The sequence below is a fragment of the Geodermatophilus sp. URMC 63 genome (assembly GCF_053502565.1).
In genome coordinates this window covers 588,104-600,035 of the sequence record NZ_CP199956.1, presented here as the reverse complement: position 1 = coordinate 600,035, position 11,932 = coordinate 588,104, and the positions used below count along the sequence as shown (strand labels likewise).

The window sequence follows — 11,932 nt, the reverse complement described above, 5'->3', positions numbered from 1 at the left end:
CCGGTGTGACGGACGGGTCCCCGATGGTGCGCACGGGACGCCGGCCCGCCGATGTCGGGGGAGATGTCAGCGCCCCGAGTCCCCGCCCGCCTGTCGCGGTCCCTGGCCGTCGCCGGTGCCGTGCTCGCGCTCTGCGCCGGCCCGCTCGCGTCGTCGGCGCTGGCCGACGAGACCACCGGCGAGACGTTCACCGGCCAGCTCGTCCAGGTGTGGCCGGAGACCTCGATCGAGGGCCAGCACGCCGGTGAGTCGCACGAGGAGCCGCTGACCCTCGTCGAGGGAGAGGACGGCACCTCGGTGCGCGTCCCCGCCGACGACGTCGAGGGCATCGAGCCCGGCGCGACCGTCGCGGTGACCGTCGGCGGCACCCAGACCGACCAGGCCGCCGTCGAGGACGGCTACGAGCCGGCCCGCGAGGTGCTCGGCACCGAGGTCGTCCAGCCCGCCCCGACGGCCGCCCCCGTGCCGGCCGGCTCGGTCACCAACCAGGTCACCGTCGTCATGGTGGTCCCGCAGGGCGGCACGCCCGACGGCACGGCGCTGTCGTCGGTCGTCTCGGCCGTCAACGACCCCGTCGCGCGGTTCTGGTCCGAGCAGACCGGCGGCGCGGTCACCGTCGGGGTCACCGAGGCCCACGACTGGATCCGCACCACCGCCGGCTGCACCGACCCCACCGCGCTGTGGGACGAGGCCGCCGCCCGCGTCGGCTTCCGGCCCGGCCCCGGCCGGCACCTGATGCTCTACGTCAGCAGCCAGCCGCAGGACCTGCCCGGCTGCTCCTACGCCCTCGGCCAGGTCGGCTCCGGGACGACGGCCGGCGGCCGCCTCTACGTCCGCGACGACCTGCCCGCCGTCATCGCCCACGAGCTGGGCCACAACTTCGGGCTCGGCCACTCCAGCGGGCTGCAGTGCGACGGCACGACCGAGGACACGAGCGGGGACGCCGACTGCCGCACCGCCGCCTACCGCGACTTCTACGACGTCATGGGCGTCTCGTGGGACCGCGTCGGCAGCCTGACCGCCGCCCAGGCCGCGCGCCTCGGGGTCCTGCCGGCCGCCGCGACACGGACCGTGCCCGCGGGCACCGGCACCCAGACGGTCACCCTCACCCCGCTCGGCAGCAGCAGCGGCACCCGCGCGGCGCGGCTGACCGACGCCGAGGGCACCGACTACTGGCTCGAGTACCGCGCCGCCGTCGGCCGGGACGCCTGGCTGGCCTCGGACAACCGCTACGGGCTCGACAGCGGCGTCCTGCTGCACCGCGGCGGTGCGCTGCCCGACACCTCGCTGCTGCTCGACGGCACGCCGTCGCCCGCGGCCGGCTGGGACGGCGACCTGCAGGCCGCCCTGCGGCCCGGCGTCCCGGTGACGGTCGCCGGCGGGGAGCTGACCGTCACGGTCGACGCCGTCACCCCCGAGGGCGCGACGGTCACCGTGGTCAGCGGCGCCGCGGTCGCCGGCACCGCCCCGACGCCGGCCGGCCCGGCGCCCTCGGTGCTCCCGGGCGCGCCGGCCCGCGCCGGCGTCCCCACGGCCTCGGCCCCGGTGCCGGCGGCCGCCCCGTCGCCGGCCGCGGACACCGCGCAGCCGCCGGCGCCCGCGCCCGCGGCGCCGTCCGTCACGGTCGCGACCGAGGTCCCCGCTCCCGTCGCCGCGCCGGTCGCGGCCGCCGCCACGGCCCCCGCGAGCCCCGGTTGGACCACCCCGGCGCTGGCCGCGGGCGGCCTGCTCGGCGTCGGCGGGACGGCGCTGGCCGCCCGCCGGTTGCCCCTGCTGCGCCGCCGCCCCTGACGCCCGGACGGGTGCAGCCGCGGCCTCCGGGGTCCAGTCCGGCGCCGGGCCCGCCGATGAGGAGATCGGTACCCCCCGACCTGGAGAGACCCGTGCCCCTCGCCGTCCGTCCGCGGTCCCCGCGGCTGCTCGCCCTCGCGGCCGCCACCGCGGTCCTGACCCCGGTGCTGCTCGCCGGTCCGGCCGCGGCGGAGGACCCGGCGCCGGAGGGGGTCGCCGGCGACGTCGTCGTCGGCGAGCTGGTCCAGGCCTTCGCCGACCCCGAGCACGCCGGACCGACTGCCGGCGCGGGCGCCGAGGACACCCTCCTGAGCTGGATCGACCCCGAGGACGGCGCGTCGGTGCGCGTCCCCACCGAGGACGTCGCCGATCTCGAGGTGGGGGCCACCGTCGAGGTCACCGTGGGTGCCGCGGTGCGCGACGAGGGGGTCGTCGAGCAGGGGCTGGCCCCCGCCCGCGACGTCCTCGACGCCCAGGTGGTCGCCCCCGCCGGGACGGCGCAGGCCACCGCCCCGACGACCGACGCCGTCACCGTGGTGATGGTCCAGCCCGGTGGTGCGCCACGGGACGGCACCACGCTCGCCGACGTCGTGGCCGCGGTGGACGGGCCGGTCCGCCGGTTCTGGAACGAGCAGACCGACGGCGCGGTCACCGTCGCGGTGACCGGCCGGCGCGACTGGATCCCCACGACCGCCGACTGCCGCACCCCCTTCGCCCTCTGGGACGAGGTGGCCGCGGCCGTGGGCTGGGCCGGCGGCCCGGGCGAGCACCTGCTGCTCTACGTCCCGGCCCACACGCCCTCCTGCGCCTACGGTCTGGGCACGATCGGCTCGGGGACGGGTGCCGGCGGCCTGCTCTACGTGCAGGACACCAGGGCCTCGGTCATCGCCCACGAGCTCGGGCACAACTTCGGGCTCGGCCACTCGTCGTCCCTGCAGTGCGACGGCTCGCCGGAGGCGACGCCGTGTCGGACGGTGGAGTACCGGGACCCGTACGACGTCATGGGCGTCTCCTGGGACCAGGTGGGCTCGCTCAACGCCCCGCAGGCCGCCCGGCTGGGCTCCCTGCCGCCGTCGGCGCAGCAGGTGGTCCCCGCCTCGGGGAGCGGCGGTACCTACACCCTCGCTCCCCTCGGCGCCCGCAGCGGGGTGCGGGTCCTGGCGCTGACGGCCGGCAGCACCCGGTACTGGGTCGAGTACCGGGCCGCGGTGGGCCGTGACGGCTGGCTGTCCGATCCCGTCCTCAGCGCCGGGCTGGAGGCCGGGGTGCTCGTGCGCGTCGACGGGCCGGGGCCCACGAGCAGCACGTCGCTGTTGCTCGACGGCACCCCGACGATCCAGGCGGACTGGGAGTCCGACGAGCGGTCCGTGCTGCCGGCCGGGAGCCCCGTCCCGCTCGGCGGCGTCTTCTCCCTCAGCGTCACGAGCACGTCCGCGTCAGGGGCGACGGTCACGGTGCAGACGTCGCCGGGCGGTCCGGTCGCCGAGTCCGCGATCGCTGCGGCCTACCGGCGGCTGGGTGGATCGAGCAGCTGGCTCGGGTCCCCGGTCATCGGCGAACAGTGCGGCCTGCGCGACGGCGGCTGTCGGCAGCACTTCCAGAACGGCTCCCTGTACTGGTCGCCGGGGACGGGCGCGCAGCCGGTGAACGGGGCCATCCGGGCCCGGTGGGGACAGCTGGGCTGGGAGAACGGCTGGCTGGGTTATCCGGTGACGGGGGAGGTGTGTGGGCTGCGCAGCGGTGGGTGCTACCAGCACTTCCAGAACGGCTCGGTGTACTGGTCGCCGGCCACCGGCGCGCAGCCGGTGAACGGGGCCATCCGGGCCCGGTGGGGGCAGCTGGGCTGGGAGAACGGCTGGCTGGGTTATCCGGTGACGGGGGAGGTGTGCGGGCTGCGCAGCGGTGGGTGCTACCAGCACTTCCAGAACGGCTCGGTGTACTGGTCGCCGGCCACCGGCGCGCAGCCGGTGAACGGGGCCATCCGGGCCCGGTGGGGGCAGCTGGGCTGGGAGAACGGCTGGCTGGGTTATCCGGTGACGGGGGAGGTGTGCGGGCTGCGCAGCGGTGGGTGCTACCAGCACTTCCAGAACGGCTCGGTGTACTGGTCGCCGGGGACGGGCGCGCAGCCGGTGAACGGGGCCATCCGGGCCCGGTGGGGGCAGCTGGGCTGGGAGAACGGCTGGCTGGGTTATCCGGTGACGGGGGAGGTGTGCGGGCTGCGCAGCGGTGGGTGCTACCAGCACTTCCAGAACGGCTCGGTGTACTGGTCGCCGGCCACCGGCGCGCAGCCGGTGAACGGGGCCATCCGGGCCCGGTGGGGGCAGCTGGGCTGGGAGAACGGCTATCTCGGCTACCCGGTGGCCGAGCCGGTCACGCTGTCGAACGGCGACGTCTCCCAGCGCTTCCAGGGCGGCGGCCTGTACTGGTCGGCGAGGACCGGGCAGGTCCGCGGCTCCTGACCGCACCGCCCGGATGGCACGCGGGGCCCGTCACCACGCGGTGACGGGCCCCGACGCCTGCCGCTGTCCGCCCGGCGTCGGCGGCTGTCTACTCGGCGTCGGCGGCTGTCTACTCGGCGTCGGTGATGGTGCAGATGACCGCGCCGCTGGTGACGCTCGCGCCCACCCCGGCCGACAGGCCGGTCACGGTGCCCGCCTTGTGCGCCGCGATCGGCTGCTCCATCTTCATCGCCTCGAGGACGACGACGAGGTCGCCGGCCTCGACCAGTGCGCCCTCCTCGACGGCGACCTTGACGATCGTGCCCTGCATGGGCGAGGTGAGGGAGTCGCCGGAGGCGCCCGACCCGCCGTGCCCGGAGCCCCGCTTGCGCGGCCTGGCGCCCCCGGCGGCGGCCGGCGCACCCCCGCCGGCGGCCAGGCCGGCGGGCAGGGACACCTCGAGCCGGCGGCCGCCCACCTCGACGACGACGGTCTGCCGCGGCTCGTCCTCGCCCTGCTCGACCGGGGCCGCGGCGTACGGCGGCACCTGGTTGTCCCACTCGGTCTCGATCCAGCGGGTGTGCACCGTGAACGGCTCGGTGGTGAACGCCTCGTCGCGCACCACGGCGCGGTGGAACGGGATCACCGTCGGCATCCCCTCGACCACGAGCTCGTCGAGCGCGCGGCGGGCCCGCTGCAGGGCCTCGGTGCGGCTGGCGCCGGTGACGATGAGCTTGGCCAGCATCGAGTCGAACGCGCCGGCCACCTCGCCGCCGGTCTCGACGCCGGAGTCCCACCGCACGCCGGGGCCCTGCGGGATCTCCAGGCGGGTCACCGGGCCGGGGGCGGGCATGAAGTTGCGGCCGGCGTCCTCGGCGTTGATGCGGAACTCGATGCTGTGCCCGCGCGGGGTCGGGTCCTCGGTGACCTCCAGCGGCAGGCCGTCGGCGATGCGGAACTGCTGGCGGACCAGGTCCAGGCCACTGGTCTCCTCGCTGACCGGGTGCTCGACCTGCAGGCGGGTGTTGACCTCCAGGAAGGAGATCGACCCGTCGGTGCCGACGAGGTACTCGACGGTGCCGGCACCGTGGTAGCCGGCCTCCCGGCAGATGGCCTTGGCCGACTCGTGGATGCGCGCCCGCTGCTCGTCGGTGAGGAAGGGTGCGGGGGCCTCCTCGACCAGCTTCTGGTTGCGCCGCTGCAACGAGCAGTCGCGGGTGCCGACGACGATGACGTTGCCGTGGGTGTCGGCCAGGACCTGCGCCTCGACGTGGCGCGGCTTGTCGAGGAACCGCTCGACGAAGCACTCGCCGCGGCCGAAGGCGGACACGGCCTCCCGGACGGCGGAGTCGAACAGCTCGGGGATCTCCTCGATGGTGCGGGCCACCTTCAGGCCGCGCCCACCACCGCCGAACGCGGCCTTGATGGCCACCGGCAGGCCGTGCTCCTCGGCGAAGGCGACCACCTCGTCGGCGCCGCCCACCGGGTCCTTGGTGCCGGGCACGAGGGGAGCGCCGGCGCGGGTGGCGATGTGCCGCGCGGCCACCTTGTCGCCGAGGTCGAGGATCGCCTGCGGTGAGGGGCCGATCCAGGTGAGCCCGGCGTCGATGACGGCCTGGGCGAAGCCGGCGTTCTCCGACAGGAACCCGTAGCCGGGGTGGACCGCGTCGGCGCCGGAACGCCGCGCGGCGTCGATGACCTTGTCGATCACCAGGTAGGAGTTCCCCGGCGTCGTCCCGCCGAGGGCGAAGGCCTCGTCGGCCACCCGCACGTGCAGGGCGTCGCGGTCGGGCTCGGCGTAGACCGCGACGCTGGTGAGCCCGGCGTCCTTGCACGCGCGCGCCACGCGGACCGCGATCTCCCCGCGGTTGGCGATCAGGACCTTCTGCACCGGCGCTCTCCCTCGAAGACGAACCGGTCGGACTCTAGCCAGCGGAGGGCCGACCGCTCCCGGCAGGTCCGGTCCCCGGAACGCCCGGGAGGAGGCGTCCGCGCCGGCGCGTCACCGGCTCGGCGCGCCCAGCGGGAGCGATGCCGCCGGCCGGGACCCGTGCACCGGGTGGGCCTCCACGCGGGGCCGGCGCTGCGCGGCCTCGGCGGCCCGGTGTGCGCCACCGGACCTCGCCCGCGCGGACGGGACCTGCGGCTGGGCGGGCACGGCCGGGCGCGCGGGCGGCGGCCACGCGCCCTCCCGCTGCGCCGTCAGCACGAGCCGCTGGGTGGCGAGCGGCACGGGGGCCGGCACGGCCGGCTGCCCGACCGCGTGCTGGCGAGCCGGGGCGGGCCCGGTCCGGCGGGACGTCCGGTCGCGGACCCACGCGTTGATCGGGACCTCGACCCAGCGGTGGAAGAGCGAGCCCGCGACCGCGGCGACGGCCACGCTCAGGGGCAGCAGCACGTCGGCCACCGGCAGGGCCGGCAGCCGGCTCAGCAGCGCGCCGAGGAAGCCGAACACCGACATGTGCACCAGGTACAGCGAGTAGGAGCTGTCGCCCAGGTGCCGGGCGAGCCGTCCGGCGCGGGAGATCCCCTCCGACCGTCCCAACGGCAGGAGAGCGAGGAAGACGAACAGGACCGGGATCCCCCAGACGAGCACGCGCAGCGTGCTGCCGGAGCCGTCGAGCACCGTCCCTGCCTCAGACGCGCCCCCGTAGCCGACCACGACCTCCGCGACGAGGACGCCGCCGGCGATGGCGCCCAGGGCCCACCAGACCGGGCGGACCCGCTCGAGCAGGCCGCGGTCCCAGAGCCAGTAGGCGAGGATCCCGAAGGCGAACTCGATCATGATCGGGTTGGTCACCCAGCGGAGCAGGAAGGCCGAGGGGGCGAGCACCGCGCCCACGGCGACCAGCCCGGTGAGGGCCGGGACGAGCAGCCACGCCCGTCGCGCCTGGCCGCCGAGGACCAGCGCCGCGACGCCCAGGTAGAAGGTGAACTCGAAGGACAGCGTCCAGCCCACGTCGAGCACGGGGAGGGTGTAGGCGACCTGGTCCACGACGGGCACGAACAGCGTCGCGTTGGCCGCCGCCTGCCAGGGCAGCGGGTACGGCTGGCCGACGAAGGTGTGCAGGCAGATGAGCAGCGCGCAGGCCACGAGGAAGGGCGGCGCGACGCGCAGCCACCGCAGGACGAGGAAGCGGCGTGCGTCCCGGGCCCCCGACATCCGAGCCACCGAGAGGGCCATGACGAACCCGCTGATGACGAAGAAGAGGTCCACGCCGATGGCCCCGGAGTTGCCCAGGTGGCCCAGGCCGGCGATCCGGGACGGCCCCAGGTGCGGCTGCGACTCGACGAGGTCCACGCCGTGGGCGCACACCACCGCGAGCGCTGCCACCCCACGCATCACCCGGATGCTCTCGAGACGGCGGGGACCCGCCTTCAGCTCCTGGTGAGCAGTCCTTGACTCCACGGCCGGAACAGTAATGACACCGTTACGTTGAGCAATGACGGTGCGCGGCGTGTTCGGCGGCGACCTGTTGGCGGCTTGTGACCAACTCCGTGGGAGGCGTTGTGGACGCGCGGGCGGCGCTCGGCCCGCTCAGCGCCGCCAGAGGTCGGTGACCGCGAGGCCGCGCCGGCCCAACTGCTCGCGCAGCGCCGCCAGGGACAGCCCGACGACGGCCGCCGGGTCGCCCTCGACCCGGCGCACGAAGGGGGCGCCGAGGCCGTCGAGGGTGAAGGCGCCGGCCACCGCCAGCGGCTCGCCCGTGGAGACGTAGGCCTCGACCTCGGCGGCGCTCGGGCTGGCGAAGTGCACCACGGTCGAGGTCACGACGACGTCGCGCGCCTGGACGGCGCCGTCGCGCACGTCGAACAGCGCCTGACCGGTGTGCAGCACCCCGGCGCGGCCCGACATCCGCCGCCAGCGCTCGCGCGCCTCGGCGGCGTCGGCCGGCTTGCCCATGGCCTGCCCGCGGAACTCCAGCAGCGAGTCGGCGCCGACGACCAGGGCGTCGGTCTCGCGGCCGGCCACGGCGCTCGCCTTGGCCGCGGCCAGCAGCGCCACGCGCTCGGCCACCCGCGGTGCCCGCACCGCCGACTCGTCCACGTCGCTCACCACGACCTCTGGGGTCAGGCCGGCCTGGCGCAGCAGCGCCAGCCGGGCCGGCGAGGCCGACGCCAGCACGAGCCGGCGGTCGACGCTCACGCCGGCCTCCCGGAGGCGCGCCAGCCGCCGGGCCCTGGCTGCAGCGGCCGGCGGTGGGCGTCGGCGTGCGAGGCCCACGCGCCGACCGGCACCGGACGGCGACGCGGCCGGCGCCGCGACAGCGCGGCCACGACGACGGTCAGCGCGGCGAGCTCCTCGTCGGTCGGCTCGCCCGTGACGACCCGCAGCAGCGGTGGCGTCCCAGGTGACGGCTCCTGGCCGCGAGGAGCGGGGCCCGGAGGGTCGCCGACGAGCGGCCGAGTGGGCTCCGCGCGGGCCGGGGACTCCTCGTGGCCGCGGTGTCGTCCGGAGGACGACGGTGTCATCGTCACAGCGGGATGTTCCCGTGCTTCTTGGGCGGCAGCGTCTGGCGCTTGTTGGCCAGCAGGCGCAACCCCTTGGTGATCTCGACGCGGGTCTCCGACGGGCGGATCACCTGGTCGACGTAGCCGCGGTCGGCGGCGATGTAGGGCGACAGGAGCGCGTCCTCGTACTCGGTGATCAGCTCGGCGCGGCGGGCCTCGGCGTCGTCGGCGTCGGCGAGCTCGCGCCGGTAGAGGATGTTCACCGCGCCCTGGGCGCCCATGACGGCGATCTGCGCCGTCGGCCAGGCGAGGTTGAGGTCGGCGCCGAGGTGCTTGGACCCCATGACGTCGTAGGCGCCGCCGTAGGCCTTGCGGGTGATCACGGTGATCTTCGGGACGGTCGCCTCGGCGTAGGCGTAGATCAGCTTCGCGCCGCGGCGGATGATCCCCTCCCACTCCTGGGAGGTGCCGGGCAGGAAGCCGGGGACGTCGACGAAGGTCAGCACCGGGACGTTGAAGGCGTCGCAGGTGCGCACGAAGCGGGCCGCCTTCTCGCTGGCGTCGATGTCGAGTGTGCCGGCGAACTGGGTGGGCTGGTTGGCCACGACGCCGACCGGCCGCCCCTCGACCCGGCCGAAGCCGACGACGATGTTGGGCGCGAACAGCGGCTGCACCTCGAGGAACTCGCCGTCGTCGAGCACGTGCTCGATGACGGTGTGCATGTCGTAGGGGGTGTTGGCCGAGTCCGGGACGAACGTGTCGAGCTCGCGGTCGTCGTCGGTGACGCCGTCGGTCGTGGTGTCGGCCGGGGCGACCTCGAGAGCCGGCAGCGGGTCGAGGTTGTTGCTCGGCAGGTAGGACAGCAGCGCCTTGACGTAGTCGAGCGCGTCGGCCTCGTCCTCGGCCAGGTAGTGCGCGACGCCGGACTTGGTGTTGTGCGTGCGGGCGCCGCCGAGCTCCTCCAGGCTGACGTCCTCGCCGGTCACGGTCTTCACGACGTCGGGGCCGGTGATGAACATCTGGCTGGTCCGGTCGACCATCACGACGAAGTCGGTGAGCGCGGGGGAGTAGACGTGGCCGCCGGCCGCGGCGCCCATGACCAGCGAGATCTGCGGGATCACGCCCGAGGCGTGCACGTTGCGGCGGAAGATCTCGCCGTAGAGGCCGAGGGAGACCACGCCCTCCTGGATCCGCGCGCCGCCGCCCTCGTTGATGCCGATGATCGGGCAGCCGTTGCGCACGGCCAGGTCCAGGACCTTGACGATCTTCTCGCCGTAGACCTCGCCGAGGCTGCCGCCGAAGACCGTGACGTCCTGGGAGAAGACGCACACCGGGCGCCCGTCGACGGTGCCGTACCCGGTGACCACGCCGTCGCCGAAGGGCCGCTTGGACTCCATGCCGAAGTTGCTGGAGCGGTGGCGGGCGAACTCGTCGAGCTCGGTGAACGAGCCCGGGTCCAGCAGCGCCTCGATCCGCTCGCGGGCGGTCATCTTCCCGGCGGCGTGCTGCTTGTCCACCGCCCGCTCGGAGCCCGCGTGCGTGGCCTCCTGGACCCGCCGCTCGAAGTCCGCCAGCTTGCCGGCGGTCGTGTGGACGTCGACGTCGCCGGACGGGGTCTCCCCGGCGCTCTCCAGTTCAGCCGCACTCACGGGTTCTCCTCGCTGGCGCTCGTCGGCCCGGCTCGTGCGGGCACTGCTCTGCTGCCCGTGCCCTCGCGGGCCCGGTCACCGGCCGTAGCGTAGGGGAGTGACCGACGCGTCCTCCGCCCGCTGGTCGGAGCTCGACCGCCCGCCGCTGGACGGCCCCGCGCTGCAGGCGGCGCTCACCCGCGACAGCCGGCTGTGGCGCGCGCTCGAGGTCGTCGAGGAGGTCGGCTCCACCAACGCCGTCCTCGCCGAGCGGGCCGCCGACGAGGAGGGGACCGAGGGCGTCGTCCTCGTCGCCGAGCACCAGGCCGCCGGGCGCGGCCGGCTGGCCCGCACCTGGACCTCCCCGCCGCGGGCGGGGCTGACCGTGTCGGTGCTGCTGCGCCCGGACGTCCCCGCCGCCCGCCGCGGCTGGCTGCCCCTGCTCGCCGGCATCGCGCTGGGCGAGGCCGTGGGGGAGGTCACGGGCGTGCGCACCTCGCTCAAGTGGCCCAACGACCTGCTGGCCGCCGACGGCGCCAAGCTCGCCGGCATCCTGGCCGAGGTGAGCGGCACCGCGGTCGTCGTCGGCACCGGGCTCAACGTGTCCACCCGCGCCGGGGAGCTCCCGCCGACCGGGACCTCGCTGGCGCAGGTGACCGGCGCGGAGGTCGACCGGGCGCCGGTGCTGCTGGCCTACCTGCGGGCGCTCGAGCGGCGCTACCTCGCCTGGACCGCCGCGCTCGGCGACCCCGTGGCCACGGGCCTGGCCGGCGACTACCTCGCCTGGTGCTCCACCGTCGGCGCGGAGGTCGCCGTCAGCCTGCCCGACGGCTCGACGCTGTCGGGCACGGCCACCTCCGTCGACTGGGACGGCCGGCTGGTCGTCCGCACCGGCGCCGGCACCGTCGAGCTCGCCAGCGGCGACGTCCAGCACGTGCGAACACGCCCGCGCGGAGCCTGACCGGCGGCCCGCCCTCGGTCATCCTGGCGGGGTGCCCTACCCCGACAAGCTCCTCGTCGACGACGAGGAGGTCGTCGTCCACCTGCACCCGCACTGGACGACGCTGTTCTGGCCGGTCGTCCGGTCCCTCGTCGTCGTCGGCGCGGGCTCCTACCTGGCCGCGCTGGTCCCGCCCGGCCCCCAACAGGGCGCACTGCGCCTCACGCTGCTCGCCGTCGCGCTGGGCGCCCTGGCGGTCCTCGTCGCCGGGCCGCTGCTGCGCTGGCGCACGACCCACCACGTGCTCACCACGCGCCGGCTGCTCTCCCGCGAGGGGGTCCGCTCTCGCCGCGGGCGCGACGTCGCGCTGTCGCGCGTCACCGACGTCTCCTTCCGGCAGACGCTGCGGCAGCGGCTCACCCGCTCCGGGACGCTGACCGTCGAGTCGGTCGGCGACGGCGGTGCCCTCGTCCTCGAGCGGGTGCCCGACGTCGAGGGGACCGCGGCGCTGCTGCACCACCTGATCGAGGAGGACGACGAGCGGCGGGCGCACGAGGCCGGCCGGTCCGCCGACCCGTACGAGGCCGACCCGTACGACGCCGACCCGTACGACGCCGACCCGCACGACGGCTGGGCCTCCGGCTGGCACCGGGCGCCGGGGCACTCCACCTCCCCGTACTGAC

General features: G+C 75.6%; 9 protein-coding genes. 4 read left to right on the top strand and 5 right to left on the bottom strand.

All coding sequences use genetic code 11. The annotated features are described in order from the left end of the window. Positions 1–63 precede the first annotated feature (63 nt). Entirely contained in the window at positions 64–1,791 is a 1,728-nt protein-coding gene (locus ACWIZO_RS02840; protein ID WP_448641036.1) for a reprolysin-like metallopeptidase, read from the top strand. Positions 1,792–1,883: 92 nt separating this feature from the next. Next, complete coding sequence (locus ACWIZO_RS02835) at positions 1,884–4,250, top strand: reprolysin-like metallopeptidase (RefSeq protein ID WP_448641035.1); 2,367 nt, start codon at positions 1,884–1,886, stop codon at positions 4,248–4,250. Positions 4,251–4,359: 109 nt separating this feature from the next. Here the strand turns inward: ACWIZO_RS02835 and ACWIZO_RS02830 are convergent, their stop codons facing one another. The 5 genes from ACWIZO_RS02830 to ACWIZO_RS02810 form a co-directional block, all read right to left on the bottom strand. Next, entirely contained in the window at positions 4,360–6,120 is a 1,761-nt protein-coding gene (locus ACWIZO_RS02830; protein ID WP_448641034.1) for an acetyl/propionyl/methylcrotonyl-CoA carboxylase subunit alpha, read from the bottom strand. 111 nt (positions 6,121–6,231) lie between these two features. Next, entirely contained in the window at positions 6,232–7,572 is a 1,341-nt protein-coding gene (locus ACWIZO_RS02825) for an acyltransferase family protein (protein WP_448641033.1), read from the bottom strand. A gap of 195 nt (positions 7,573–7,767) precedes the next feature. Then, positions 7,768–8,376 carry a Maf family protein gene (locus tag ACWIZO_RS02820; RefSeq protein ID WP_448641032.1) on the bottom strand — a complete coding sequence of 203 codons (609 nt, stop codon included), beginning with the start codon at positions 8,374–8,376 and terminating at the stop codon, positions 7,768–7,770. Next, on the bottom strand, positions 8,373–8,702 hold the full coding sequence (locus tag ACWIZO_RS02815; protein ID WP_448642917.1) for an acyl-CoA carboxylase subunit epsilon: 330 nt from the start codon (positions 8,700–8,702) through the stop codon (positions 8,373–8,375). The genes ACWIZO_RS02820 and ACWIZO_RS02815 overlap by 4 nt, the downstream gene beginning before the upstream one ends. A 2-nt stretch (positions 8,703–8,704) precedes the next feature. Beyond that, the gene (locus ACWIZO_RS02810) at positions 8,705–10,330 is read right to left on the bottom strand and encodes an acyl-CoA carboxylase subunit beta (RefSeq protein ID WP_448641031.1); all 1,626 of its coding nucleotides are present in this window, start codon (positions 10,328–10,330) and stop codon (positions 8,705–8,707) included. Positions 10,331–10,427: 97 nt separating this feature from the next. Here ACWIZO_RS02810 and ACWIZO_RS02805 point away from each other — a divergent pair, with 97 nt between their 5' ends. Together ACWIZO_RS02805 and ACWIZO_RS02800 are read left to right on the top strand one after the other, a co-directional pair. Continuing rightward, positions 10,428–11,270 carry a biotin--[acetyl-CoA-carboxylase] ligase gene (locus ACWIZO_RS02805; RefSeq protein WP_448641030.1) on the top strand — a complete coding sequence of 281 codons (843 nt, stop codon included), beginning with the start codon at positions 10,428–10,430 and terminating at the stop codon, positions 11,268–11,270. Between the two features lie 31 nt (positions 11,271–11,301). Continuing rightward, positions 11,302–11,931, top strand: a complete 630-nt coding sequence (locus ACWIZO_RS02800; RefSeq protein ID WP_448641029.1) for a PH domain-containing protein — start codon at positions 11,302–11,304, stop codon at positions 11,929–11,931. Position 11,932 lies beyond the last annotated feature (1 nt).